Annotated in this window: 26 protein-coding genes; 16 read left to right on the top strand and 10 right to left on the bottom strand. The window is 69.8% G+C overall.

Features of this window, described 5'->3' with window-relative positions; genetic code table 11:
• Window positions 1-2: 2 nt before the first annotated feature.
• The 6 genes from U1T56_RS17335 to U1T56_RS17310 all read right to left on the bottom strand — a co-directional run bounded on the left by U1T56_RS17335 (window position 3) and on the right by U1T56_RS17310 (window position 5,007).
• Window positions 3-749, bottom strand: a complete 747-nt coding sequence (locus tag U1T56_RS17335) for an ABC transporter ATP-binding protein (protein ID WP_418160743.1) — start codon at window positions 747-749, stop codon at window positions 3-5.
• Window positions 742-1,491 (bottom strand): ABC transporter ATP-binding protein, encoded by a 750-nt coding sequence (locus tag U1T56_RS17330; RefSeq protein ID WP_418160742.1) that lies wholly within the window; start codon window positions 1,489-1,491, stop codon window positions 742-744. Before U1T56_RS17330 ends, U1T56_RS17335 begins: the two co-directional genes overlap by 8 nt.
• The gene (locus U1T56_RS17325) at window positions 1,488-2,528 is read right to left on the bottom strand and encodes a branched-chain amino acid ABC transporter permease (protein ID WP_418160741.1); all 1,041 of its coding nucleotides are present in this window, start codon (window positions 2,526-2,528) and stop codon (window positions 1,488-1,490) included. Before U1T56_RS17325 ends, U1T56_RS17330 begins: the two co-directional genes overlap by 4 nt.
• Window positions 2,525-3,385, bottom strand: a complete 861-nt coding sequence (locus U1T56_RS17320; RefSeq protein ID WP_418160740.1) for a branched-chain amino acid ABC transporter permease — start codon at window positions 3,383-3,385, stop codon at window positions 2,525-2,527. The genes U1T56_RS17325 and U1T56_RS17320 overlap by 4 nt, the downstream gene beginning before the upstream one ends.
• Before the next feature lie 38 nt (window positions 3,386-3,423).
• Window positions 3,424-4,602 carry an ABC transporter substrate-binding protein gene (locus U1T56_RS17315; RefSeq protein ID WP_418160739.1) on the bottom strand — a complete coding sequence of 393 codons (1,179 nt, stop codon included), beginning with the start codon at window positions 4,600-4,602 and terminating at the stop codon, window positions 3,424-3,426.
• Between the two features lie 120 nt (window positions 4,603-4,722).
• The gene (locus tag U1T56_RS17310; RefSeq protein ID WP_418160738.1) at window positions 4,723-5,007 is read right to left on the bottom strand and encodes a ferredoxin reductase domain-containing protein; all 285 of its coding nucleotides are present in this window, start codon (window positions 5,005-5,007) and stop codon (window positions 4,723-4,725) included.
• Window positions 5,008-5,488: 481 nt separating this feature from the next.
• On the opposite strand from U1T56_RS17310, the gene pcaD reads away from it, so the two are divergent.
• The 8 genes from pcaD to U1T56_RS17270 all read left to right on the top strand — a co-directional run bounded on the left by pcaD (window position 5,489) and on the right by U1T56_RS17270 (window position 13,562).
• On the top strand, window positions 5,489-6,271 hold the full coding sequence (gene pcaD / locus U1T56_RS17305; RefSeq protein ID WP_418160737.1) for a 3-oxoadipate enol-lactonase: 783 nt from the start codon (window positions 5,489-5,491) through the stop codon (window positions 6,269-6,271).
• A gap of 338 nt (window positions 6,272-6,609) precedes the next feature.
• Window positions 6,610-7,416 (top strand): NTP transferase domain-containing protein, encoded by an 807-nt coding sequence (locus tag U1T56_RS17300; protein ID WP_418160736.1) that lies wholly within the window; start codon window positions 6,610-6,612, stop codon window positions 7,414-7,416.
• Window positions 7,417-7,433: 17 nt separating this feature from the next.
• A complete protein-coding gene (locus U1T56_RS17295; RefSeq protein ID WP_418160735.1) occupies window positions 7,434-8,357 on the top strand; it encodes a diacylglycerol kinase family protein in 924 nt (307 codons plus the stop codon).
• Entirely contained in the window at window positions 8,354-9,259 is a 906-nt protein-coding gene (locus tag U1T56_RS17290) for a hypothetical protein (RefSeq protein WP_418160734.1), read from the top strand. Before U1T56_RS17295 ends, U1T56_RS17290 begins: the two co-directional genes overlap by 4 nt.
• Window positions 9,243-10,445: a hypothetical protein gene (locus U1T56_RS17285; protein ID WP_418160733.1), complete on the top strand. Its 1,203-nt coding sequence runs from the start codon at window positions 9,243-9,245 to the stop codon at window positions 10,443-10,445. Before U1T56_RS17290 ends, U1T56_RS17285 begins: the two co-directional genes overlap by 17 nt.
• On the top strand, window positions 10,442-11,632 hold the full coding sequence (locus U1T56_RS17280) for a glycosyltransferase (protein ID WP_418160732.1): 1,191 nt from the start codon (window positions 10,442-10,444) through the stop codon (window positions 11,630-11,632). The genes U1T56_RS17285 and U1T56_RS17280 overlap by 4 nt, the downstream gene beginning before the upstream one ends.
• Window positions 11,629-12,789, top strand: a complete 1,161-nt coding sequence (locus U1T56_RS17275) for a CDP-alcohol phosphatidyltransferase family protein (protein WP_418160731.1) — start codon at window positions 11,629-11,631, stop codon at window positions 12,787-12,789. The genes U1T56_RS17280 and U1T56_RS17275 overlap by 4 nt, the downstream gene beginning before the upstream one ends.
• 20 nt (window positions 12,790-12,809) lie before the next feature.
• Complete coding sequence (locus U1T56_RS17270; protein WP_418160730.1) at window positions 12,810-13,562, top strand: phosphocholine cytidylyltransferase family protein; 753 nt, start codon at window positions 12,810-12,812, stop codon at window positions 13,560-13,562.
• A gap of 145 nt (window positions 13,563-13,707) precedes the next feature.
• Here U1T56_RS17270 and U1T56_RS17265 read toward each other — a convergent pair whose 3' ends face one another.
• Both U1T56_RS17265 and repA read right to left on the bottom strand, forming a co-directional pair.
• Complete coding sequence (locus tag U1T56_RS17265; RefSeq protein WP_418160729.1) at window positions 13,708-14,712, bottom strand: ParB/RepB/Spo0J family partition protein; 1,005 nt, start codon at window positions 14,710-14,712, stop codon at window positions 13,708-13,710.
• Window positions 14,709-15,956, bottom strand: a complete 1,248-nt coding sequence (gene repA / locus U1T56_RS17260) for a plasmid partitioning protein RepA (RefSeq protein ID WP_418160728.1) — start codon at window positions 15,954-15,956, stop codon at window positions 14,709-14,711. The genes U1T56_RS17265 and repA overlap by 4 nt, the downstream gene beginning before the upstream one ends.
• A gap of 796 nt (window positions 15,957-16,752) precedes the next feature.
• Between repA and U1T56_RS17255 the strand changes: the two genes are divergently transcribed.
• The 4 genes from U1T56_RS17255 (at window position 16,753) to U1T56_RS17240 (ending at window position 20,630) form a co-directional block, all read left to right on the top strand.
• A complete protein-coding gene (locus tag U1T56_RS17255; RefSeq protein ID WP_418160727.1) occupies window positions 16,753-17,895 on the top strand; it encodes a replication protein RepA in 1,143 nt (380 codons plus the stop codon).
• A 62-nt stretch (window positions 17,896-17,957) separates the two neighbouring features.
• Window positions 17,958-18,947 carry a magnesium and cobalt transport protein CorA gene (locus U1T56_RS17250; protein ID WP_418160726.1) on the top strand — a complete coding sequence of 330 codons (990 nt, stop codon included), beginning with the start codon at window positions 17,958-17,960 and terminating at the stop codon, window positions 18,945-18,947.
• Window positions 18,948-18,984: 37 nt separating this feature from the next.
• Window positions 18,985-19,518 (top strand): hypothetical protein, encoded by a 534-nt coding sequence (locus tag U1T56_RS17245; protein WP_418160725.1) that lies wholly within the window; start codon window positions 18,985-18,987, stop codon window positions 19,516-19,518.
• Between the two features lie 56 nt (window positions 19,519-19,574).
• On the top strand, window positions 19,575-20,630 hold the full coding sequence (locus tag U1T56_RS17240) for an AbrB family transcriptional regulator (protein WP_418160769.1): 1,056 nt from the start codon (window positions 19,575-19,577) through the stop codon (window positions 20,628-20,630).
• A 9-nt stretch (window positions 20,631-20,639) separates the two neighbouring features.
• Here the strand turns inward: U1T56_RS17240 and U1T56_RS17235 are convergent, their stop codons facing one another.
• A complete protein-coding gene (locus U1T56_RS17235; RefSeq protein ID WP_418160724.1) occupies window positions 20,640-21,770 on the bottom strand; it encodes an iron-containing alcohol dehydrogenase in 1,131 nt (376 codons plus the stop codon).
• A 55-nt stretch (window positions 21,771-21,825) separates the two neighbouring features.
• On the bottom strand, window positions 21,826-22,440 hold the full coding sequence (locus tag U1T56_RS17230; RefSeq protein WP_418160723.1) for a DedA family protein: 615 nt from the start codon (window positions 22,438-22,440) through the stop codon (window positions 21,826-21,828).
• A gap of 118 nt (window positions 22,441-22,558) precedes the next feature.
• On the opposite strand from U1T56_RS17230, the gene paaX reads away from it, so the two are divergent.
• From paaX to paaC, 4 genes are all read left to right on the top strand, one after another.
• Complete coding sequence (gene paaX / locus U1T56_RS17225) at window positions 22,559-23,464, top strand: phenylacetic acid degradation operon negative regulatory protein PaaX (protein WP_418160722.1); 906 nt, start codon at window positions 22,559-22,561, stop codon at window positions 23,462-23,464.
• 120 nt (window positions 23,465-23,584) lie between these two features.
• Window positions 23,585-24,571, top strand: coding sequence for a 1,2-phenylacetyl-CoA epoxidase subunit PaaA (paaA, locus tag U1T56_RS17220; protein ID WP_418160721.1), 987 nt, complete (start codon window positions 23,585-23,587; stop codon window positions 24,569-24,571).
• A gap of 31 nt (window positions 24,572-24,602) precedes the next feature.
• The gene (paaB, locus tag U1T56_RS17215) at window positions 24,603-24,890 is read left to right on the top strand and encodes a 1,2-phenylacetyl-CoA epoxidase subunit PaaB (RefSeq protein WP_418160720.1); all 288 of its coding nucleotides are present in this window, start codon (window positions 24,603-24,605) and stop codon (window positions 24,888-24,890) included.
• Between the two features lie 10 nt (window positions 24,891-24,900).
• Window positions 24,901-25,674 (top strand): 1,2-phenylacetyl-CoA epoxidase subunit PaaC, encoded by a 774-nt coding sequence (gene paaC / locus U1T56_RS17210; protein ID WP_418160719.1) that lies wholly within the window; start codon window positions 24,901-24,903, stop codon window positions 25,672-25,674.
• Window positions 25,675-25,678 lie beyond the last annotated feature (4 nt).

Here is a 25,678-nt window from a genome sequence, read left to right as displayed (position 1 = left end):
CTTCAGCGGGCATGGACCTCGCTCGCGCCGCGGCCGGCCGCGCGTCGGCCGGTGGCCCCCAGGAACGCCTCGAGGGTGCGCTCGTCCCGGAGCAGCTCCGCGCTGGCGCCGCTGTGGACGACCGTGCCGCGCTCGAGAATGAGGGCCTGGTCGGTGAGCGGCAGGATCTTGCGCGCGTGCTGCTCGACCAGGATCGTGCTCACCCCTTCCTCGCGGATCAGCCGCGCGAGGACGGCGAGCAGCTCCTCGACGACGATGGGGGCGAGGCCCTCGAGCGGCTCGTCGAGCAGGAGGAGCTTCGGGTTGAGCACGAGTGCTCTGCCGATCGCCAGCATCTGCTGCTCGCCGCCCGAGAGCCGGGTACCGGGAGTGCGGCGCCGCTCGCGCAGGCGCGGGAACGCGGCGTAGACCCGCTCGACCGTCCAGGGTCCGGGCCGCGCCACCGCGGTCAGGTTCTCCTCGACCGTGAGCGAGGCGAAGATGCTGCGCTCCTGCGGCACCCAGCCGATCCCTTCGGCGGCGCGCCGGTCGCTCCGGAGCCGGCCGATCTCCCGGCCGCGAAGCACGATGCGGCCGCCATGGAGCGTGGTCAGGCCCATGATCGTCTCGACGAGGGTGGTCTTGCCGGTGCCGTTGCGCCCGAGCACCGCCAGGGACCGGCCTTCCTCGAGGCCGAACGAGACCTCGGCGAGGACGCAGGCCTCGCCGTAGCCGGCCGAGACGCGCTCGAGCACGAGGAGCTCAGCCATCGAGGCTCTCCCCGAGATAGACCTCGCGCACCTTCCGGCTCGCCGCCACCTCCGCAGGTGTTCCCTCCATGAGAAGCGCACCGTTCACCAGCACCGAGATCCGCTCCGCGAAGCGGAACACGAGGTCCATGTCGTGCTCGATCAGCACCACCGTCACCTCGCGCGGCAGGAGGGCGATGGCGTTCAGGATCTCGTCGCGCTCGCCGTGCGGCACGCCCGCGGCGGGCTCGTCGAGCAGCAGCACCCGTGGCCGGCAGGCGAGCGCCAGCGCCACCTCGAGCAGGCGGCGCTTGCCGTAGGCGAGCGTGGCGGTCGGCCGGGTCATGACGCTCTCGAGGTCGAGCCGGGTCAGGAGCTCCACGGCTTCCCTTATCGCCTCGTCGTCGCGCGCGACCGGGCGCCACCGGTCGCCCTTCCGGTCGATGCGCTGGGCGATGGCGAGCAGGATCGATTCCAAAGGCGTCAGCCCGGAAAAGAGCTGGTTGATCTGGAAGGTGCGGACGAGGCCGAGCCGGACGCGCTCGTGCGGCGGGAGCCCGGTCACGTCCCGCCCCTCGAGCAGGATGGTGCCGACATCGGGGCGCAGCACGCCCGTGAGCAGGTTGACGAGCGTGGTCTTGCCGGCACCGTTGGGGCCGATCAGGGCATGGCGCGCTCCTTGCGCGAAGCCGATCGAGACGTCGTTGGTGGCGAGAAAGCCGCCGAAGCGCTTCACGAGGCCTTTGGCCTCGAGCACGCTCACGGCCCGGCTCCGCGCTGCAGCCGCCGCCGGGCGAGATCGAACAGGCCCTTCAGCCCCTCGCGCGAGACCAGGACGAGCACGACCAGGATCAGACCCAGCCAGAACAGCCAGTATTGCTGGGTGAAGCCGGTGAGCCAGTCCTGCGCCACACGGAACAGGACGGCACCCACGAGCCCGCCGTAGAGGTAGCCCGTACCACCGATGATGAGCACGAGCAGCACCTCGGCCGAGCGGTGGAACTCGAGCACGTCGAGCGAGACGAACTGCGTCGTTTGCGCGAGGAGAGCGCCCGCCGCACCGGCATAGGCCGCGGCCAGAGTATAGACGGCGATCAGGTTCCGGCTCACCGGCGCGCCGATCGCCTCCATGCGCAGCCGGTTGCCCTTGATCCCACGCAAGGTGAGGCCGAACACGGTATGGACGAGATAGCGGGCGACGCAGAACAGGAGGAACAGCACGACCGTGGCATAGACGAACCCGGTCCGGCCGAAGATGTCGAACTCGAACAGGCCGAGGATCGGGCCGACCTCCATGCCGACGAGGCCGTCGGCTCCCCCTGTGAGCCAGGCCATCTTGTTGGCGAGCTCGGCGAGCACCATGGCGACGCCCAAGGTCACCATGAGCCGGGTGAGATCGGAGCCGCGCAGGACGAGAAAGCTCGAGAGAAAGCCCAAAAGGCCCGCCGCCGCGGTGGCGAGCGCGAGGCCCGAGAGCGGCTCGCTCCAGCCGTGGCGCGCAAGCAGCCCCGCCGTGTAGGCGCCGAGCCCGAAGAACGCCGCGTGCCCGAGCGAGACGATGCCGGCATAGCCCAGGATCAGATCGAGCGAGAGCGCGAACAGGCTGAGGATCGCGATCTCGCTCATGAGCGGCAGCCGGTCGGGGAGAAGAAAGAAGGCGAGGACGGGCAGGAGCCAGAACAGGATCTCGGGCCAGCCCACCCGTGCCGCCCGCCCGAGCCAGATCTTCGCCTCGGCCTGCGTGCCCGCGGCCTCGGCCGGTGCCGACGCGATGCCGCCCAGGAACCCCGTCCGGCTCATCGCGCACCCGCCTGCCCGAACAGACCCTTGGGCTTGAGGATCAGGACCACGACCATGACGCTGTAGATCATGAAGGCGCCGAGCTCGGGCAAGTAGTACTTGCCGGCGATGTCGGCCACACCGATGAGGAGTGCAGCGAGAAACGGTCCGGTCATCGAGGTCGTGCCGCCCACGGTCACGACGATCAGAAAGTAGATCATGTACTTGACCGGGAAGGTGGGATCGACGCTCAGGAGCTGGATGCCCAAGGCACCGCCTAGCCCGGCGAGGCCCGAGCCCGCGGCGAAGGTGAGGGCGAAGATCCGATCCACGTTCATGCCGAGACCTCGCGCCACCCTGGCATCGTCGACGCTGGCCCGGAGCTGACTGCCGAAGCGGGTGCGGACGAGAACGAGCTGCAGGAGGAGAGCGATCACGGCGCAGACGGTGATCAGGAACAGCCGGTAGATCCCGAGCCGAGCGCCCAAGAGTTGGATCTGGCCCGTGAGGAACGCCGGCAGCTCGACGAGCTGCTGCTGCGCGCCGAAGAGATAGTCGACCGTCGACATCGCCATGAAGACGAGGCCGATCGAGAACAGGACCTGGTCGAGATGGCTCTTGCCGTAGAGCCGGACGTAGAGCGTACGCTCGAGCACGACGCCCAGGGCCGCGGCGGCGAGGAAGGCGAGCGGCAAGCAGAGGAGGAAGGGCATACCGGCCCGGTTCATCGAGACCGCCGTGACGTAGCCTCCCGCCATGGCGAAGGCGCCGTGCGCGAGGTTGACGAAATTCATCAGGCCGAGCGTGACCGCGAGGCCGCAGGACAGGATGAACAGGAGCATCCCATAAGCGATGCCGTCGAAGAGCACGGTCAGCATCGATACCGTTCCGCCGCTCGTGGCTCGCGTCCGGCCATCTATTTCGCCGCCTTGACCGGGTCCTTCACGGCCGGCATCGAGGCGAACTCGACATTCCAGAGCTTGCCGTCGGCCCCGCGCTCGACCCGGCGCAGATAGACCGTCTGGACGATGTCGCGCGTCTCGGGATCGATCGCGACCGGTCCGCGCGGGCTCTCCCACGCCATGCCCTTCATGGCCTCGACCAGGGCCTTGCCGTCGGTCGCGCCGCCCGTCTTCTCGAGGGCGACCTTGATCGCGTGCATCCCATCATAGCCACCGACCGCCATGAAGTTCGGGCGCATCCCGCCGTTCGCGGCCTCGAAGGCCTGCACGAAGGCCTGGTTCTCGGGCGAGGGATGAGCGGCCGAGTAATGGTGCGAGCTGACGACGCCGATGGCCGCATCGCCCATGCCGTTCAGAAGGTCGTCGTCGGTCACGTCGCCGGTCGCGATGAGCCTGATCCCGGCCTGCGCCAGGCCGCGCTCCTTGAACTGGTTCATGAACACCGAGCCGAAGCCCGAGGGCACGAACACGAACAGCGCGTCGGGCCTGGCGTCGGCCGCGCGCTGGAGGAACGGGGCGAAGTCCGGGTTCTTGAGCGGCACGGCGAGCTCGGCCACGACTTCGCCACCGTTCTTCGTGAACACCTCCTTGAAGGTCTTGGCGGCATCGATCCCAGGGGCGTAGTCGGTGACGAGGCTCGCCGCCTTCTTGATCCCGTTCTCGGCGGCCCACTGCGCGATGCCCGTCGTCACCTGGGGCAGGGTGAAGCTGGTGCGGACGATGAAGGGTGAGCTCTCGGTGATGATCGAGGTCGCCGCCGCCATGACGACCATGGGCTTCTTGGCCTGGGTGGCGATGGGGGCCGCCGCCAGGGCCAGAGGGGTGAGGCCGAAGCCCGCGAGCACGTCGACCTTGTCGCGCACGACGAGCTCCTGCGCGACGCGCTTGGTGACGTCGGCCGTGCCGGTATCGTCCCGGACGACGAGCTCGATCTTCCTGCCGCCGACCGTGTCGCCGTGCTGGTCGAGATAGAGTCTGGCCCCGGCCTCGACCTGTCGCCCGGTCGAGGCGGAGGGGCCCGTCATCGGCAGGATCAGCCCGACCTTGATCGTTTCCTCGGCCATGGCCCCACTCCCGAGGAACACCGAAAGCCCCACGGCCACGACCGCCGCATGCCACGTTCTCCGCTTCATTCCGCCCGGCCTCCCGTTGCCGATCCTTCTTGCGCCTACGACGGTCGTAGCGCCGTCGGGCGTCCGCTCAAAGAGGTCTGTCGGCGGTGTCGACCGTGATTCCGCCTCTGACCACATCGTTCAGGAGCGGGATCGGTCCGCAGACATAGAGCCCCCGTCCGGTGCCAACCACCCGATCTCGGCCGCCACGTCGATCCGCCGGCCTTCCTCGGAGACGAACAGCTCGAGCCGGTCACCGATCCGCTCCCGAAGCTCGGCGGCGAAGGCGAACTCGGGATGGTTCTCGGGCCGGGTGATCTTGAGCCTGGCCCCCGGAGCGAGGCTCCACATATAGGTCGAGCCGCCCCGGCTTTCCGGCAGGCACTTGACCGCAATCCGGTAGAGTTCGGGATCCGGCTCGCCCACCCGCAAGCACGACGAGGTTCGAGTTGCTGCCCGGTCCCCACGGCACCGCTCCACCCTCGGGCCCGATCCCGAACAGGCGGCTGTTGCGCGCGACGTCCCGTGTCGCCGCAAACTCGGCGTCGGTCCAGGCATTGGCGGCGCGCATGACCGGACCTACCCGGCCGCTGCGAGCCCGTAGAAGGTGCCGCCCTCGCCGGTCCCTTCCTCGCTGTCGTTCCAGCGCAGGTCCGAGACCTTGGCTGGATCGCCGGCACCGGGTCACCCATCCACACCCAGACGAAGCGGTGCTTCTCGACCACGGGATAGGCGCGCAGGTCGAGGGATTGATCGTCCCCCGGGCCGGCATATAGGCTCGTGCGCCGCCACCATGATCGCGGAAAACTACGTGGGTCTGCCGCTGACCTGTCGCTCGATGGCAACGAGCGGGCAGGCGGCCTCGCCGATCGTGCGACGGGCATGGCACAGAAAGGAGAACGAAGCGATGTCCTACGTTCAGGCCGGTGACGGCTGCCGGATCTTCTACCAGGTGGAGGGGCCCGCGACAGCACCCACGGTGCTGCTGTCCAACTCGCTCGGCACCACGCTCGAGATGTGGCAGCCGCAGATGGCAGCGCTCACTAGGCACTATCGGGTGCTGCGCTACGACAGCCGCGGCCACGGCCGCTCCGATGCGCCTCCCGGCCCTTACACCATCGCACGGCTCGGCCGCGACGCGCTCGAGCTCCTCGATGCACTCGGGCTCGAGCGGGTGGCGTTCTGCGGCCTGTCCATGGGCGGCATGGTGGGCCAGTGGCTCGGCATTCGGGCCGGCGGGCGGCTGACCCGCCTCGTGCTCGCCAACACCTCCGCCCAGATCGGCGCGCCCGAGATCTGGAACCAGCGCATCGCCACCGTCGAGGCGCAAGGCATGGCCGCGATCGTGCCGGGGGTGATCGATCGCTGGTTCACCAAAGGCTTCCAGGAGCAGGCACCCGAAGCGGTGGCGCGCATCGCCGCCATGCTGCGCGCTGCCCGGCCGGAGGGCTACACGGCCTGCTGCGCCGCCGTGCGCGACATGGACCAGCGCGACGAGCTCCAGGCGATCCGCATGCCGACCCTGGTCGTCGCCGGCCGCTACGACGAGGCGACCCCGCCCGAGCACGCGCGCCTGATCGCCGAGCGGATTCCGGGCGCCCGGCTGGTCGAGCTCGAGGCCGCGCATCTCGCCAACGTCGAAGCGGCGGAAGCGTTCACCACGGCCCTTCTCGATTTTCTGGGCCGGTGACGGGGGACGTCGCATGGACGCACGCGATCGCCACGCGTGCGGTCCGAGCGTGCGCCGGGCGGTGCTCGCGGCGACGCGGACCGGCTGAGCGACCGGGCGAGGCGTCCAGTTGCAACACCCGGCAGTGTCCGTGGTCGTTCTCGTCGATGGCTTGATCTAGGTCAAGGAAGCGGCAGGTGCGGGACCGCTGAATGAGGCGGTCGTCGAGCACGCAGGAGCCTGCGCTTGAGCCTGCCGCCCTCTCGGATCAGGAACACCCCGGATCGTCTCGCCTCGCGGACCTTCGGGAGGCTCGTCGCACCACACGAGTCTCGCCTGCCGCATGGGAAGGTGCCCGCATGACGGCCGCCTGCCGCCGGACCGCCCTGGTCCTCGCCGGCAGCCGCCGGCGCGAGGCCGATCCCGTCGCCCGCTGCCGCGGGGTCCCGCACAAGTGCCTCGCGCCGGCAGGCGGTGTGCCCCTGCTCGAGCGGGTGCTGACAGCGCTCGCGGCCAGCCCGCACATCGGTACCGTGCTGGTGGCGCTCGACGAGCCGGCGCTGCGGGCGGACCTGCCGACCGCCCAGGCACTCGAGGCCGAAGGCCGGCTGCGGGCGCTGCAGGCGGCGCCCGGCCTCGGCCGGTCCGTGCTCGACGCCCTGGCCCTGGCACCGACACCTCTCCTCGTGACCACGGCGGACCATCCGCTCCTCACTCCCGCCATGCTCGACGCCTTCCTGACACAAGCCGAAACGACGGGCGCCGATATCGTCGCCGGCTTCGTGGCGAAGCGTCGGGTCGAGGCGTGCTATCCTTCGACCCGGCGCACCTGGCTCGTGTTCCGCGACGGTGCGTGGTCGGGTGCCAACCTGTTCGCGCTGCAGAGCGAGACGGCGCGGGCGGGCATCGCTTTCTGGCAGGCGGTCGAGGGCGAGCGCAAGCGGCCCTGGCGGCTCGCCCGCCGGCTCGGTCCGGCCTTCCTTCTCGCCTATGCCTGCCGGCTCCTCACCCTCGACCAGGCGCTGGCGCGGGCCGGACGACGGCTCGGCATCCGGCTCGCCGCCGCCAAGCTGCCGATGGCGGAAGCCGCGATCGACGTCGACAAGCCCGAGGACCTCGACCTCGTCGAGCGCATCCTCGCCGCTCGGACGCCCGCATCGGTATGATCCGGGCAGGTCTCGTCGTGAATCCGCGCAGCGGGCGCCGTGGCAAGCGCGGGCTCGTCCCTCCCGGCGGCTCGGACCTGCTCGTCCGCGCCTTCGAGGCCGGGGCGGCCATGAGCGAGATCCTGGCCGACCTCGCCCGGCGCGAGGTCCGGCTGATCGCCGTCGACGGCGGGGACGGAACGCTCCAGGCTCTGCTCACGGCGTTACTCGCGAGCCCCGTCTTCCCTGCCCTGCCGGCGCTCGCGGTCCTGCCGGGCGGCAGCACCAACATGACCGCGGCAGCGCTGGGGGCCGGCCCGCGGCGGCCGGCCACCCTCGCCCGCCTGTGCGCGCTTGCCCGCACGGGTCGGCTCGAGCCTTATCTCCGCCATCACCCCGTGCTCAAGGTCGAGCGGGCCCCGAACCGTCCGGCCGAGCGCGGTCTGTTCTTGGGCGCTGCCGGCATCTGCGGCGCCATCAGGCTCTGCGCGCGCCGCTTCCACCGCCACGGGCTGCGCGGCGAGTGGTCGAGCCTCGCGACACTCCTCTCCGTACTTGGCCGCCTCGTGTTCCGAGGCACGACCGGGCTCGACGGCGAGACGATCGCGATCACGGCCGACGGCGAGACGAAGGCGCATCGCCCCTGCAGCTTCGCCCTCGCGACGACGCTCGATCGCCTCGTGCTGGGCTCGCGCCCGTTCTGGAACGTCGGCGACCGGCCGATCCGGGTCACGGCGGTGGCACACCCCGCACCGGATCTGGCACGCCATGCCTGGTCCCTGCTGTGCGGCCGCGGCGCGCGGCTGCCGGCCGAAACCTATCACAGCCGGGGCGCCTTTCGCGTCGAGCTGGCGCTGGAGCGGCCCTTCACCATCGACGGCGAGTTCTTCGCGCCCGTGCCGGGCCGGCCGGTCGTGATCACGGCGGCGGAGACGGTCCCCTTCCTGCGGCTGCCGCCATGAGCCGTTCCGAGCCCGACACGGTGCGTGCGATCCTTCTGGAGGAGTTGGCCCGGCCGGTGCCGGCCGAGGTCGCGGCGCTCGCCGCCGCGGCAGCGGCCCGGCACACCCCGGCGGCGCGCGCGGTCCTGTTCTACGGAAGCTGCCGGCGCGACGGCTGGCAGCCGGGCACGCTGGTCGATCTCTACCTCCTGGTCGAGAGTTACGAGGCGGCCCATGCCGGCCTCGCCGCGCGCTGGGCCAACCGGCTCCTGCCGCCCAACGTCTACCACCTCGAGCTGACGCACGCGGGCGGGCTGCTGCAGGCCAAGTACGCCGTGGTGACGCTGGCCCAGCTCGAGCGCCTCGTGGGACCCGCCACCTGGAATCCCTACTTCTGGGCCCGGCTCGCCCAGCCCGTGAGCCTCGCCTGGGCCGAGAGCCCCGCCATCGCCGCCCGCGTCGCGGCGATTCTCGAGCGGGCGGTGCACACGGCCTTCGCCGAGGCGGTGCGGCTCGCCGGAGGTGACGGTCGGAGCGAGGCACTCTGGACCGGCCTCCTGCGTGCGAGCTACGCCACCGAGCTCAGACCCGAGCGCCCGGAGCGGGCGCGCGCCATCGTCCGGCAGGAGGCGGAGCATTACCGGCGGCTGACGCGAGCGCTGCGCGGCACGGCCCCGCTTCCTCGCTCCGCGCGCGCGGTGCGGCTCGCCTGGACCGGCCGCCGCCTGCAGGGTCGGCTCCTTGCCGTGCTGCGGCTCGTGAAGGCCGCGTTCACCTTCGCGGGAGGCCCCGATTATATCGTCTGGAAGATCGAGCGCCACGCCGGCACGCCTGTCCGCCTCGCCGGCTGGCAGCGGCGGCACCCTCTCCTCGCCGCTCCTTGGCTGCTGCTGCGGCTCCGTCGCCATGGCCTCGTCCGCTAGCCTCTGGCCCCGAGCCACGAGGACCGGCGCTGGCCGGCCGCTTCGCGTCGGCTTCCTCTTCAACCATTACGCCCCGCACCAGGTGCCGCACGCGGCACCTTACGCCTTCGAGCTCTCGCGGCGGCAGCCGTCGCTGGAGGTGACGATCGCCTGCGCCACCGCGGCCGAGGAGACGCTCGCCCGGCGGATCGGCGATCTCTATCCCGGCCATCGGGTGGCGTTCGTTCGGCTGCGGCCGAGGCTCGTCGAGCGGCTGATCGATCCTCTCGTCGCGCCGCACCGCTTCGCCCGCAAGCGATGGATCTTGCGCCACAATCTCGACTTCTTCCGCGGGCTGGATGCGCTCGTGGCGCCGGAGCGGCACTGCTATCTCCTGCGCAGCCGCTACGGGCTCGAGGATCTCAAGCTGATCCATACCCGCCATGGCGCCGGTGACCGCGAGGGCGGCTTCGACGAGCGCTCGGGCGCTTTCGATCTCACCCTTCTGCCGGGCCGGAAATATGTGGATCGCCTTTCCGGCATGGGCCTCCTTCAGCCGGGCCGCTGGGCCGTCACGGGCTGGCCCAAGTTCGAGGTCGTGCGAGGCCTCGGCAAGGGACGGCAGCGCCTGTTCGAGAACGACCGGCCGGTCGTGGTCTACAACCCGCATTTCGACCAGCGCGTCGCCTCCTGGGCGCGGCTGGGCGAGGCCGTGCTCGACTTCTTCCGCCGCAACCCGGCCTGGAACCTGATCTTCGCCCCCCATGTCGTGCTGTTCCGCCGTCATCGCCGGCACGGTGCCAAGCTGCCGCGCTGGGCCCGGACCGCCCCCAACATCCTGATCGACACCGGCAGCGAGCGCTCGGCCGACATGACCTACATGCTCGCCGCCGACATCTATCTCGGTGACGTCAGCAGCCAGGTCTACGAGTTCCTGCTCCGGCCCCGCCCCTGCATCTTCCTCGACGCGCACGGCGTCGCCTGGCGGGACGATCCGAGCTACCTCCATTGGACCATGGGCGACGTCGTGCGCGACGTCGGCCGCGAACTGGGCCCAGCGCTCGAGGCAGCAGCGGCCCGCCACGCCGGCTACCGGCCGCACCAGGAAGAGCTCTTCGCCTACACCTTCCACGAGGAGCCGGGCAGCACCGCGGCCGAGCGCGGTGCCGATGCGATCGCGCGCTTCCTTGCGACGGGCCGAGCATGAACGAGATGTCGGCCGATCGGCCCCTCTACCTCGCGGTCGCGATCTGGGGCCTTACCATAGGCGGCGCCGGCCGGCGCATCCTCACCCTCGTCAACGGCTTCGCCGCGCGCGGCCATGCCGTGGATCTCCTGGTCCTCGAGCCCACGGCCCCGCTCACGGCCGAACTCGCACCCGCGGTCAGGCTCGTGCCGATGGTGCCGCCGCGATGGCTCCTGCCCTTCTGGCCACGCGGGCGGCGTACCCGGATCAGGCTCGCGGCCCCGCTGCTCGCGGCCTATCTCCGCCGCCACCGACCACAGGTGCTGCTCTCGGGTGCGAGCCACATGAGCCTCGCCTGCCTCCTCGCGACCCGACTCAGCGGCAGCAGCGTGCCGCTGGTGCTACGCGCGAGCAGCCATCTCTCGGCCTCCGCCGGTGCCCGTGGCGGCATCGGCGCCCGGCTCACTCGGCTACTCCTTCCCGCTGCCGCTGCCGTGGCCGCGGTCTCGACCGCGGTGGCCGATGACATCCGGCGCCATACTCGGATACCGCCAGATCGCATCGTGGCGCTCCCCAACCCGACCGCGACCCCGGATCTGCCGCTGCGGGCGGCGGCGCCTCTCGATCATCCCTGGGTGGCGCCGGGCGCACCGCCGCTGATCCTGGCCGTGGGCCGGCTCGTGCCCGAGAAGGACTTCGCGACACTCCTGCGCGCCTTCGCGCTTGTCCGCGCCGCTCGGCCGGCACGGCTCGTCATCCTGGGCGAAGGTCGGGAGCGGGCAGCGCTGGAGCGGCTCGCCGCCGAGCTCGGGCTGACGGCCGATCTTCTCATGCCGGGTTACGACCCCAACCCTCTGCGCTGGATGGCGCGCGCCGCGCTTCTGGTGTCGAGCTCACGCTGGGAGGGCATGCCCGGTGTGATCATCGAAGCGCTCGCCGTCGGCTGTCCCGTGGTCGCCACCGACTGCCCCGGCGGCTCGGCCGAGATCCTCGGCAACGGCGTTTGGGGTCGCTTGGCGCCGGTCGCCGACCCACCGGCCCTCGCCGAACAGATGCTAGCCGCGATCGCCGAGCCATCGCCCACCGATCTCATGGTGCGCGCCCGCGCGTTCGATAGCGAGGCCGCGACCCTCCGCTACCTCGCTTTTCTCGAGCGTGTGGCTCGGCCCAAGAGAGAAAGCCCGCACCGGACACAGGAGGAAGCTTGACGCCAGCCACCGATACACCGGCATTCGCCGTGATCCTGGGCGAGGAGGACGGCCGGCTCTGGGGGATGACCACGACCGAGCGGCATCGCCGCCTCTGCACCCGGCTCGGCATCGGACGGGTCGTCTCCTCGGATGGCGGCCCGGCACCGCAGCTTCTGCTGCGACGCGATTTTGCATTCGACGCGAGCCTGCTCAGAGCGCTGTCGAGCCGCCCTGGCACGGTGCTGATGGCACCGGACGCGACGGGGACGGACCGGCCGGTCGCAGCGCACGTCATGGGCGAGGCCGCTTCGCTCGTGAGCGCCATGATCCACGCCGGCCGGCTCGACCCCGCCCGGCTGCCGGCCGGCATCGCCGTCGAGCACCCCGAGACGCTGGGCCCCGGCTTCGATCGCGTCCTGCGCAAGCGAGCGAAGCCCTTCGCCCTGCACGTCACCCCGGCCACGCGCCGGGCGGTGGAGTGGCGCAGCTTCCGCGAGGCCTATAAAGGGGCGACGGACTTCGTCACCAAGTATCTGTGGCCTCTCCCTGCTTTTCATGTCACCCGCTGGTGCGCCGAGCGCCGGCTGACCCCCAACATGGTGACGAGTGTCGGTTTCGTCCTGATGCTGCTCGCGACGGTCCTGTTCTGGCAGGGCCATCTTCTGCTCGGGCTGCTCCCGGCCTGGATCATGACCTTCCTCGACACGGTCGACGGCAAGCTCGCCCGCTGCACGTTCCAATCCTCGCGCTGGGGCGACGTGTTCGACCACGGCGTCGACCTCCTGCATCCGCCATTCTGGTGGCTCGCCTGGTGGCACGGGCTGAGCCTGGTCGAGCCCGCGGCACCGCAAGGCCCGCTGTGGGCAGCGCTCCTCGTCATCCTCGTCGGCTACGTCCTGCTGCGGCTCGAGGAAGGAACGTTCAAGCTGCTGTTCGGCATCCAGACCCATATCTGGCGACCGATCGACTACCACTTCCGCAGCATCACTGCCCGACGCAACCCGAACCTCGCCATCCTGACCGTGGCAACGCTCACGGGCGCGCCGGCCGAGGGCTTCCTCGTCGTCGCCGTCTGGACCGTCGTCTCCGTTCTGTTCCACGCGCTGCGGCTGCTCCAGGCCGGGCTCGCACGGCGGACCGGACCCATTGTCTCCTGGCTCGATGCCGCTGCGTGAACCATCGGAGGAGAGACCGCATGAAGGCCATTATCCTGAGCGCCGGCCAGGGCTCGCGTCTCCTGCCGCTGACCGCGAACCAGCCGAAATGCCTGCTGCGCCTGGGCGAGAGGACGATTCTCGCCACCCAGGTAGAGGAGCTCGCCGCCGTCGGCGTGCGCGAGATCCTGGTGGTGACGGGTTTCTGTGCCGGCGCGGTCGAGCGCGAGCTCGAGCATCTAGCGCGGCCGGGACTCACCTTGCGCACGCTCTTCAACCCGTTCTACGCCGTGGCCGACAATCTCGGGAGCTGCTGGATCGCCCGCAACGAGATGGCCGACCCGTTCCTGCTCGTGAACGGCGATACGGTGTTCGAACGCGCGATCCCGGCCCGGCTCCTCACGGAGGCGACGAGCCCCATCACGCTCACGATCGACCGCAAGGCGGCTTACGATGGCGACGACATGAAGGTCGTGCTCGACGGCACGCGGCTGGTCGAGGTAGGCAAGAATCTCGGCACGGAGCGGATCGATGGCGAATCGATCGGCATGTCGCTCTATCGCGGCCCTGGTCCACGCCTGTTCGTGCAAGCACTCGACGATCTGATGCGCGGGCCTGCCGGCACCCGCTCCTGGTACTTGCGGGCGATCGATCTCCTCGCTCGGCGTGGACGGGTGGGTGTCGTGAGCATCGAGGGGCTGCGCTGGAGCGAGATCGACTTCCCGCACGACCTGCACCGTGCCAGTGCCCTGTTCGCGCAGCCTGCGCGCCGGGCACTCCTGTCGGCGCTCTGAAGCGCCCGATTCGCAAGCCACGAGCCGGATTCCGAGCCGGGTTTTCTCCGGTCCGAGTTTTCTCGAGAAAACCGATCGCCCTCTCCGCTGCCGGCCCGACGACGGCATCCGTCGGGCCGGCGTCATCAAAAGGCGAACCCGCTCCTCAATCGCCTGCGGGCTCGACCGCCACGTCCAGCCCGCATTTCTGGAGCAGTCGCGGCAACTGCTCGAACAGACGGTCGATCGCCTCGGGCGGGATACCGGCGGCGAGACGCAGGATCGGCCTGCCGTCGTGGTCGGCCAGCCGCACCAGCACCTGCCCCGTGCGGCTGCGAATCACCCGGTCCGATGGCCTGCCCGCTCCAGATGCAGCCCCCTGCGGCCGCCCCGCCAGCGCCCGGCGCAGGTGCCGTAGCCTGTCCGCCGGCGGATCGGACGGCCGAATGGCGTCGATGGCGCCGCGCAAGCGCAAGCGCGCCTCCGGCTCGGTGAGCTGGCGAGCGAGCTGCGCGCCGTCGGCGATGGTGAGAATGCGCGGATCACCCAGCGCCTCGACCAGCTCGACCGGCAGCTCGGCGAACTTCAGCAGGCTCGAGAGATGCCCTTTGCTGATGCTCAAGGCCTCCATGAGCTCCTGTCGGGTCATCAGCCCGCTGTCGATCACGCTGCGAATCTGAACGGCGCGCTCGAACGGCGAGATGTCCTCGCGCGTCTCGTTCTCGCGCACCATTGCGACCAGCAGCTCGCGGTCGTCCGCCGCGATCCGCCGTGCCAACACCTTCCGGCCGAGCCTGCGGCACGCCTCGACCCGGCGGTGACCAGCCACGATGTCGTAGCCCGAACCGTCGGACGATGGCCGGACCAGGATCGGCACGAGCTGGCCGCGCTGGAGGATGTCCTGCACCAGCTCGTCGAACGCCGCACCCTGGAACGCCGCGGCGTGGCGGTCGCGAAAGCGGGTCGTCCGCAGCTCGCCCACGTCCAGCTCGAGCAGCACCTGGCCGTTGCGCTGCAGCCGCTCGAGCTCGGCAGCGCTGTCCTGGAACACCGTCTCGATCTGGTTGACGATCGGCACCATCGAGCGCACGGCACCGCTCGCGCCCCGCCGCGCACTGCCCAGGGTGCCGATCGCATCGTCGAGGGCCGCCATCCGTTCCTTTCGGCTCATCGCACGCTCTCCACGATCTGCGGCCGGCCCCAGATGCTCCAGATCACCCGCTCGATCTCGGCGTTGACGTTGTTGAGATATTCGAGCCCGCGCTCGTAGGTGCGGCGGTTCATGTCGGCGGATTCGAGCTCGTAATAACTCTGCTTGAGATTGCCGGCATTGTCCAAGCCTGTCGTCAGCGCCATCCGGTTCTCGAGCAGCGTGTCGGCGAACACGGCCGACATCCACTTCACGAGCTGGCTCTGGTTGGCATCGGCGATGGCGTACTTCGACACGAGCAGACGGACCGCATCGAAGGTCTTGACTCGCCCGCCTTCCGCCTGGGCCAGGGTCGAGAGCGTCTCGTAGACCATGCGGAAGAACCGCCCCGCCGAGGAGAAGTCGAGCATGGAGGGCGGGATCGGGACCAGAAGGAAGTTCGCCGCCATCACCGCGTTGATCGAGAGATAGCTCAGGGAGGGCGGACAGTCGCACACCACCACGTCGTAGCGGTCGTCGATGCTCGGCAGGGCATCGGCCAAAATCCGCCAGAAGCGCAGCTCGCGCTGCTTGATCTGTCGCACCGGCAGCTCGAACTCCGTGCTGTAGAGGCCGAGATTGGCCGGGATCAGGTCGAGCCCGTCCCAATAGGTCGGCCGCACCAGGTCGTGCAGCGAAGCCGTCCGCACCCCATCGTCGAGCGTGAACAGCCGGTAGAGCGTGTCCAGCCGATCGAACTCCTCGTCCGGGACATGGCCGAACATCGACGTGGCGCTCGCCTGGCTGTCGAGGTCGACGAGCAGGACGCGGTAGCCCTGCAACGCCAGATACTGCGCGAGGTGGACGGAATGGGTGGTCTTGGCGGCACCGCCCTTGAAGTTCGCCACCGTCACCACGGCGAGCTTCTCGCCGCGCTCACGCTGACGGCCGACCCGATAACGCGGGTCCTTGGTCGCCGCGAACAGAAGACGCCGGATCTCGTTGACTTCGGCCAGCGTGAAGGCACGACGGTTGTTGCCGCCCACCACGGTACCCTGCGGAAAACCCTTCTGTCGCACGAGGCCCCTGAGGTGGCTCTCGGAAATGCGCAGGAGCCGCGCCGCCTCGGGGGTGGGGAAGAGACGCAGCTTCTTGTGCTGATCGGGATGGGACTGAACCTCGATGATCTTGCGCTGGATCTCGTCGCAGCCATCGGCATGATCCACGAAGATCTGGAGAGCCGCTGCCGTCGTGCCGTCGACGGCCTGCTCGAGTCTAGCCGCCATGGAGCCTCCGCCGTTGAAGATCGGCTGGATTGCCGTGCATTTCGATACTTTCCTAGCGGGATGACGCTCCTGCAGGCGATAGCGTAGCGAAGCCGAGTGTCGAAAAACTGCGTTGAAGTGCCCAAAAAACCTCAATCGTGCTGCCGACGGTGTGCTCGAACGACGAGCTCCGGCCGCAGCGTCACCAGAAGGCGAGCGTTTCGGGTGTGCGGCCGAACGCCTGCCGAGCGACTCTCCTACAAGCCCTGCGCATCAAGTTGCGCCCACCCAACGGCCCTCCTATCGGGATATTTTTTGATTCCGATTCTTATTATCGGTATGTGTCACCAAAAGGCGGGCGCGGCCGTCACCAGAAGGCGGTGGACAACGAGCCAAGCCTTTGATTCCACGCACGCGCCGAAACGTGTTGCCGTCACCAGAGAGCGAATCCGGCGTCACCGGGCGACGGTGGAAAACCGGCGAGCGTCACCAAAAGGCGGTGGACGACGCGATGGTCCGAGCGCTCGCCCGCGGTGCACCGCCCGGAAGCCCGCCAGAGCAGGTGGGCAAGGGGCTCTGGCGTCACCAAATGGCGAATCAGTCCGGCGGCGCACGCAGCGCGGTGAGCTTGCGACCGGGTGACTTCTAAAAAGCCGTCCGATGCGATCCGGCAGGGCGCAGCCCGCCCGCGAGCGGCGCGATCGTGCGGCCCCCACGACCGTCTTCTGCCCGACGGCGTCCGGAGGCCGTCACCAAACGGCGAATGGATCGCCGGCTCGGTTGATGTTAAGTCGGCTTCTAGCACCTGGAGGCGCTCATGAAGCTCCACGACCTGGTCCTTCAGCACGGGCGTGACGCAGCGCGGGAGCTGGTCCCATCCGAACAGCGGCATTTGGTCGATCTCGCGGCCGCGGTCCTGGGTGACGAGAAGCTCAGCCTCGCCTATCTCTACAGCGGCTTCGCCATGACCGGTCTGCCGCACCGCCGGCTCGCTTCCGACGATCAGGTCTGGAAGCGGGACAATGGCCGGTTCAGCCTGATCGTGGAACCGGGCGTCGTGCTCGACGAGCGCGGCGAGCCCGTTCGCTACGGCGTGCCCTACGGCTCGCGCGCGCGCCTGATCCTGCTCTACCTCCAGTCCGAGGCCATCCGCACGAGCTCGCGCGTCATCAGCCTCGGCGCATCGATGCACGACTGGATGGAGAAGCTCGGCGTCAATCCCGGTGGCACGAACTACAAGGCGATCCGCGAACAGGCGCGCCGCCTCTCCGCCTGCACGATGACGGTCGGCTGGCGCGGGCAGGGCGGGGTGAGCGGCTTCAACCGCGCCTCGATCGTCAGCGCCATGATGTTCGTGCCGCGGCGCTCGGACGGCCGGCAGAGCGCCCTCTGGGACGAGACCGCCGAACTCAGCCACGAGTTCTACGAGGCGCTGCGCCAGCATCCCGTGCCGGTGAGCGAGGCCGCGATCCGCTGCATCCAGAACTCCTCGGCCGTGATCGACGTCTATATCTGGCTCTGCTACCGCCTGCGCGATCTCAAGCGGTCGATCGACGTGCCCTGGCCGGCGCTGCATGCCCAGTTCGGCAGCGAGTACAAGACGCTGCGCCAGTTCCGCGCCAAGTTCAAGGAGATGCTCGCCGAGGCGCGCGCCGTCTATCCCGGTGCCGAGGTCGAGGTGACCCATATCGGCGTGCGGCTGCATCCTTCCGTGCCGGCCGTGCAGCCCGTCCTGGTCGGCGAGCAGCGTTCCATCCCGCGCGCGCCTCGCGTCGAGGAAGGGACCGCGCTCCGGCTCAAGGCGGCGACGGTAGCGCGCTTTCGCCAGCTCTATCCGGGTCTCGACTTCGAGCATTTCGAGCAGCGCTGGATCGCGGCGCAGGTGGGAAGGCCCATGCCGCGCGATCCCGATGCGCAGTTTTTGGCCTGGATGGCCGCCTGCCAGCGCCGCAGGGCCTGAGGCCGGAGAGCGGCCAGCGGACCGGGCTCCGGGCAGGACGAGAGCGCAAGGAGGTCGGTCCGATGGGCAAGGTGATCGCCGCTGCCGCCTACAGCGCCGGCCGCAAGGTGGCCGACATCGCCGTGGAAGAGAGCGGCGCCTGGGCCGCGCGGCCCGGCCATTTCGTCTGGATCGGCATCGAGGCGCCCAGCGAGCGCGACCTGCGCCAGCTCCAGGCCCAGTTCGGCCTGCACGAGCTCGCGATCGAGGACGCGCTCAAGGCGCATCAGAGGCCCAAGCTCGAGACCTACGGCGACACCACCTTTCTCGTGCTGCGCACCGCCTTCCTCGAGGAGGGCCACATAGCGCTCGGCGAGACCGAGATTTTCATCGGCCACGGCTACGTGATCTCGGTCCGTCATGGCGCCTCGGCCTCCTACCGCGAGGTCCGGCAGCGCGCCGAAGCTGCGCCCAAGCAGCTTGCCCACGGCGAGGACTACGTGCTCTATGCCCTCGTCGACTTCATCGTCGACAACTATCTCGTCGTCGTCGAGCGGCTCGCGGCAGAGATCGAGGCCCTCGAGGAGCATGTCCTCGAACCTTTGGACGAGGCGAGGATCGCCCGGATCTACGAGCTCAGGCGCGAGCTGCAGAAGCTGCGGCTGGTGGCGGCCCCCGCGGTCGAGGTCTGCCGCCGGCTGGAGCACACCGATCTGCCCGGCATCGACGTCTCGTTCCGGCCCTATTTCCGCGACGTCGTCGACCATGCGAACCGGGCGCTCGAGCAGATCGATGCCTTGCGCGAGATGTTGGGCTTCGCCTTCGAGGCCGCGCTGCTCATGGAATCCTCGCGCCAGAGCATCGAGGCCACGCGCCAGAGCGAGGTCAGCCGGCGCCTCGCCGGCTGGGCCGCGATCCTGGCGGTCCCGACGGCGATCGCCGGCCTCTACGGGATGAACTTCGACCATATGCCGGAGCTGCACTGGCGCTACGGCTATCTCGCCGTGCTGCTGGTCATCGCCGTGACCTGCATCGTTCTGTTCAACCGTTTCCGCCGCGCCGGCTGGATCTAGGATGATGACGAGGGCCGAAGGCAGCAGGAAAGACGGGATGGGCGAGAGTGGCTCGAGGATCAGGATCAACCGGGCGCCGGTGCTGACACTCTGGGCCGCGGTCGTGGCGGAGCGGCTCGGCTTCGACCGCGGGACCGCGCTCACGCTGGGCCAGGCGGTGGCCGGGATGAGCGCTTACGCCAAGGGCGTGTCGCTCGGTATCATCGAGCCTAAGCCCGATCTCGTGCGCGAGCACGGCGAGCGCCTCGCCGAGGGCGAGCGCCTCTACGTGGATCTGCTCGGCCGCCCCGTGCCGGTGGTACGGACGGCGGAAGGTATCCGCGCTTTGAACAAGGGCAAGCCCGGCCGCCCCGCGGCGGTCGAGCGCTATCTCGAGGGTAAGTTCAAGGACCGCCTGGAGGAGGCGCGGGCCGCCATGACCGAGCTCGCCGCGACCTACCCGCCCGAGGAGCTCAACCGGCGCGGCTTCAGGCTCTACGAGTCGTTCCGGCCCGCCGTGCCCGCCGGCGAGCGGGGCTGGGGTGCCGCGGGCGAGCTCGACCTCGACCGGATCCGGGCAGCCAGGGCGTGAAGTGGTGGCGTCTCTTTTCTGGCAGCCGCACGTCGGCAGCCGTCGGCACGGGTCGGCTGCGCACTCTCACGTCGTGGGCCGTTCTCCTTGTCCTGTCGCTGGCGTTGGCGTTCACGCTCCAGCGCGCCGGCCTGCCGGCGGCGTTTCTGCTGGGAGCGCTGCTCGTGGCCATGGCCCTTGCCCTGAAAGGGATCGACCTGCGCCTGCCGCGCTTCTCCTTTCTCGGCGCGCAGGCGCTGATCGGCTGCATGATCGCGGAAGCCGTCACGGGCTCGATCCTGGCGACGGTGGCGCAGGCCTGGGCGGTGATGCTGCTCACCGTCGCCACCACGATCCTCGCCGGCGGCATCGTCGGCTGGGGGTTGACGCGGCTCGAGGTGCTGCCCGGCACCACCGCCGCCTGGGGCTCCTCGCCCGGCGCCGCCTCGGCGATGGTGGCAATGGCGGAGGAGTACGGTGCCGACCCGCGCCTCGTCGCCTTCATGCAGTATCTGCGCGTGGTCGTGGTGGTCCTGAGCGCGTCCCTGGTCTCGCGCCTGCTGCTCGGGCAGGCGGCTCCGGCCATGGTGCCGGCCGGCGAGCCCTGGCTGCCGCCTCTCCTGCCGTTCGTGGCAACCCTCGGCATCGCCGCCATCGGTGCCGTAGCGGGGCGTTGTCTGTGGATTCCGGCCGGGCCTCTGCTGCTGCCGATGGCGATCGGCGCCGTACTCCACGTCGCCGGCATCGTGGCGATCACGCTGCCGCCCTGGCTTCTCGGGATCGCGTACCTCGCCCTCGGCTGGTACGTGGGCCTGCGCTTCGATCTCGAGGTGACGCGCTACGCCGTCCGCGCCATCCCGCGCCTTCTGCTCGCGACCCTGGCCCTGATCGGCCTGTGCGCGCTCTCGGCCTGGCTCCTCACCCGCTTTCTTCCCATCGACGGCCTCACCGCGTTCCTCGCGACCAGTCCGGGCGGGCTCGACTCGGTCGCGATCATCGCCGTCGGCAGCAATGCCGACGTGCCGTTCGTGCTGGCGATCCAGACCTTGCGGCTGTTCCTCGTCGTCCTGGTCGGCCCACCGCTCGCCCGTTTCATCGCACGGACGGCGCCGCGCCGGCATGGGCCGTGCTGACCGGGCGGCCTAAGGCCGCATCGATTCCTCGAGCAAGGCCAGGAAGTCGGCCTCGCTCGCCGGCCGCGGGTTGGTCGCAGCGGAATGGTCGAGGATAGCACCCTTCGCGATCGCCGGCAGGCAGCTTTCCGGCACGCCCATTGCCGCGAGGCCGGCCGGGATGCCGAGGCGCCGTGCGAAGCCCGCGAAGAAGTCGGCGAGCGCGACGCCCTCCGGAAGCCCCAGGAGCCGCTGCATCGTCTCGTACTTCTCCTTCGCGTGCCCGGCGTTGAAGCGCAGCACCGCCGGCAGCAGGACGGCGTTCAACGTGCCGTGGTGCAGGACCGGTTCCTTGAGGCCGCCCAAGGGGTGGGAGAGGGCGTGCACGGCCCCCAACCCTTTCTGGAAGGTGAGCCCGCCTTCGAGGGCGGCCATCATCATCTCCTGCCGGGCGGTCCGGTCCTGGCCATCGGCCACCGCCCGCTCGATCCAGCCCACCGCACGGCGCAGCCCGTCGAGTGCTATCGCTTCCGCGGGCGGGTTGTAGCGCGGCGAGAGATAGGTCTCGATGCAGTGCGTGATGGCATCGAACCCGGTGGCGGCGGTCAGGTGCGGCGGCAGGCCCAGGGTGAGCGCCGGATCGCAGATCGCCACCTTCGGGATCAGGTGCGGGCTGATGAACCCGAGCTTGCGCCCGTCGCGCAGCGTGAGCAGCGCCGCGCGCCCGACCTCGCTGCCGGTACCCGCCGTGGTCGGCACCGCGATCACGGGCGCCACGTTCGCCGTGATCTTCGGGATGCCGCCAAGGATCGCGGCATAAGGCGCGAGCGGCCCCGGATGGGTGGCGAGCAGCGCCACACCCTTGCCGAGGTCGATCGGCGACCCCCCACCCACGGCGATCACCCCGTCGCAGCGCTCCGCCCGATAGAGTGCGAGCGCCTCCTCCACGGCCTCCTCGGTCGGGTTGCCGGGCGTCCCGTCATAGACCACGGCATCCACACCGCAGGCCCGAACCACCTCGGTCGCGATGCCGGATGCCGCCACACCTTTGTCGGTCGCAACGAGCGGCCGGCGCACATCCAGGCCCGCCATCGCCGCAGCGAGCTCGTCCAGCACCCCGAACCCGAACTTGATGTGCGAAAGATAGAAGATGTCCGCCAAAGCCCGCCTCCCTCGCACGAACCGGTGTCTCGTCGCCGATGGCGACCGAGCCTCCTTAGCGGGCGGACCGGCGCAAGAACAGTCCACCGCGCCGACGCAGAAGCCAGATCAGGCCACCGAAGGCCGCGAGCGGGAGCAGAGCGAGCCCGGCCCGGCCGGTCCAGGCTCCCAGCCGTTGGGCCGTGTCGCCGAGGAGATAGCCGGCCAGCACGTGGAGCATGGCCCAGACGATGCCGCTCACGACGTTCCAGAGCAGGAAGGTGCGCCAGCTCATGGCCGAGAGACCGGCAACGAACGGGACGATGCCGCGGATCGGGCCTATCACGCGGCCGATGAAGATGCTCTTGTCGCCGTGCCGCGCGAAGAAGGCCTGGCCCTTCGCGAGGTGGACGGGGTCGAGCCAGCGGCTGCCCGGACGGAAGAGGTGCCGGCCGCGCGTGCCGAGGCCGTAGCTCAGTCCGTCGCCGAGAATAGCGCCCACGGCCGCGAAGCCGATCAGGCTGCCGACCTCGAACATGCCCTGCGAGGCGCCGATCCCGGCGAGAACGAGAAGGGCCGACATCGGCACGACGACACCGGCGAGCGGGATCGCCTGGGCGGTCGCGAGCGCCAGCACGGCCGCGTAGCCCCATGTGCCGAGAAGCTCGCTCGGGGGTGGCAGGAAGCTCAAAGCGGCATCTCCGTTCGATCCTCGAAACTCGGCTTCTGCCCGATCGCCGGCGTTTGGCAAGAACCTTCGGCAAGGGACCGCAGACAGCGATCCGGATCGTTGCTATAGCCCGAACGCCATGGATGCCCCCACCGTACCCTCGTTCTCGACCTCGCTCGCCCGCCTGCTCGCGGAATACCCGCAGCGGGTCTGGTCGCTCGTGATCACCATCTTCGGCGACGCGGTGGCCCCGCGCGGCGGGGAGCTGGCGCTGGCCTCGCTGCTCGCGATCACCGCCGCCTTCGGCATCCAGGATGGTGCGGTGCGTACGGCCCTCTCGCGCCTCGCGAGCGACGGCTGGATCGAGAGCCGCCGTCGCGGCCGCAACAGCTATTACCGTCTCACGGCGACGGGTCAGGCCGAGTTCGAGGTCGCAACGAAGCGGATCTACTTCGCCGAAGCCACGGCCTGGAACGGCGACTGGCATGTGGTGATCCTGAGTCCCGACGGCAACGGGCGCGATCCGACGCGCGAGCGGCTGCAGCGCGAAGGCTATGCGGCATTGACGCCCGGCACCTACGTGCGGCCGCTTCCGGAAGGTCGGGAGCCGGCCGTGGTCCCGGGGGAGGGGGTGCTGCTCTCCTTCCGTGCCCAGGCCGAGGATCTCGCCGCCGCCCGCGTGCTCGCGGCACGACAATGGCCGCTGCCGGAGCTCGCCGCCGCCTACCGGCAGTTCATCGCCCGCTTCGCTCCGCTCGGCGAGGCCGCCTCACTGGCACCGCCCGCGGACCGGCTGACAGCGCTCGTGGCGCGCGTGCTCCTGATCCATGCCTACCGGCGCATCGTCCTGCGCGATCCGCAGCTCCCGCCGGCACTCCTGCCCGAGGACTGGCCGGGACCGGAGGCACGGCGGCTGTGCGGCCGGCTCTACCGCGTGCTGCTGGAGCCCTCGGAACGCTGGCTGGACGAGCACGGCCGCAACGAGAGAGGCCCTCTGCCGCCGCCGGTGCCGAGCTTCTTCGAGCGGTTCCGCGGGTCCGGCTGAACCGGACCGCCCGTGCGGGCGGCTGCGGGCGATAAAATGTTACATGATGCATTGAAAATTGCGCGATCATGTTATATATCGTGGCGCAGAGCAGCGTGCCCCGAGGGAGGCCCGAAAGCCATGTACACGCAGGCGCTCAACACCCGCGATCTCCAGCCGGTGCAGAAGGAGGACCCGGAGCGCCTCGCCCGGTTCCAGGCGAAGATCGACGCCGAGCAGAAGATCGAGCCCAACGACTGGATGCCCGAGGCCTATCGTCGCACCCTGATCCGACAGATCGCCCAGCACGCACACTCCGAGATCGTCGGCATGCTGCCCGAGGGCAACTGGATCACCCGCGCCCCCAGCTTGCGCCGCAAGGCGACCCTGCTTGCCAAGGTCCAGGACGAGGCCGGCCACGGCCTCTATCTCTACGCCGCCGCCGAGACCCTGGGTGTGAGCCGCGAGGAGCTCGTCGACCAGCTTCTGGCCGGCACCGCCAAATATTCCTCGATCTTCAACTATCCCACGCTCACCTGGGCCGACATCGGCGCCATCGGCTGGCTGGTCGACGGGGCCGCGATCATGAACCAGGTGCCGCTGCAACGCTGCTCCTACGGTCCTTACGCCCGCGCCATGGTGCGGATCTGCAAGGAGGAGAGCTTCCACCAGCGGCAGGGCTACGAGATCATGCTGACGCTGTGCCGCGGCACGCTCGAGCAGAAGGCGATGGCGCAGGACGCGCTCGACCGCTTCTGGTGGCCCGCCCTCATGATGTTCGGGCCGTCCGACAAGGACTCGGTCCACACCGCCCAGGCCATGGCGTGGAAGATCAAGCGCTTCACCAACGACGAGCTGCGCCAGAAGTTCGTCGACGCCACCGTGCCCCAGGCGCATTATCTCGGGCTCACGATCCCCGACCCCGATCTCCGCTTCAACGAAGCGACCGGACACTGGGAGTTCGGCGAGATCGACTGGCAGGAGTTCCAGGAGGTGCTGCGCGGCAACGGCCCCTGCAACCGGCAGCGCATGAAGCAGCGCCGGCAGGCGCACACCGAGGGTGCCTGGGTGCGCGAAGCGGCCGCGGCCTACGCCGAGAAGCGCAAGGCGCGGGCCGCTGCGGCCTGAGCCCCGGTACGAGCGATCAGGGAAGACGACCATGAGCGAGAAACCGATGCCTCTTTGGGAGGTATTCGTCCGGGCGCGCAACGGCACGGCACACCGCCATTGCGGCAGCGTGCACGCGCCCGACGCCGAGATGGCGCTTCAGGCCGCGCGCGATCTCTTCACCCGCCGCGGCGAGGGCGTGTCCTTGTGGGTGGTGCCGTCCTCGGCGATCGTGGCCTCGGACCCGGCCGAGAAGGACATGCTGTTCGAGCCGACTGCGTCCAAGATCTACCGCCACCCGACCTTCTACGAAATTCCCGAAGAAGTCGGGCACATGTGAGGCCGCTGCCATGAGCGAGACCGGAAACGGCAGCGAGCTGCCGCTGTTCACCTACACGCTGCGGCTCGCCGACAACGCGCTCGTCCTCGGCCATCGCCTGAGCGAATGGTGCGGCAAGGCGCCGATCCTCGAGGAGGAGATGGCGCTCGCCAACATGGGCCTCGACCTGATCGGGCAGGCGAGGGCGCTCTACACGTACGCCGGCGAGGTCGAGGGCGAGGGCCGCGACGAGGACGCGCTGGCCTATCGGCGCGACGCTTTTGCGTTCCGCAACCTGCTCCTGGTCGAGCAGCCCAACGGTGACTTCGCCTTCACCATGGCGCGGCAATTCCTCTATGCCGCTTTCGCCCATCCTTTCTACCGCGAGCTCGTGGCCTCCAGGGATGCTACGCTCGCCGCCATCGCTGCCAAGGCCGAGAAGGAGCTCGCCTACCATCTCCGCCATGCGGGTGAGTGGCTGGTGCGGCTCGGCGACGGCACGGAGGAGAGCCACCGCCGGGCCCAGGATGCGCTCGACGAGCTCTGGATGTACACGGGCGAGATGTTCGAGGTCGACCAGGTCGAGCGGGCGCTCATCGAGCGTGGCATCGCGGTCGATCCGGCGCGGATCGGGCCCGAGTGGGACGAGACGGTGAGCCACGTGCTCGCCGAGGCCACGCTGCAGCGCCCGCGCGACGGCTGGATGCAGACCGGCGGCCGCAATGGCCGGCACTCGGAGTATCTGGGCTACATCCTGGCCGAGATGCAGTTCCTGCAGCGCGCCTACCCGGACGCCCGCTGGTGAGCGC

This window comes from Benzoatithermus flavus (assembly GCF_037908215.1).
Classification (GTDB): domain Bacteria; phylum Pseudomonadota; class Alphaproteobacteria; order Geminicoccales; family Geminicoccaceae; genus Benzoatithermus; species Benzoatithermus flavus.
This window is presented reverse-complemented; position numbering and strand designations above follow the sequence as displayed.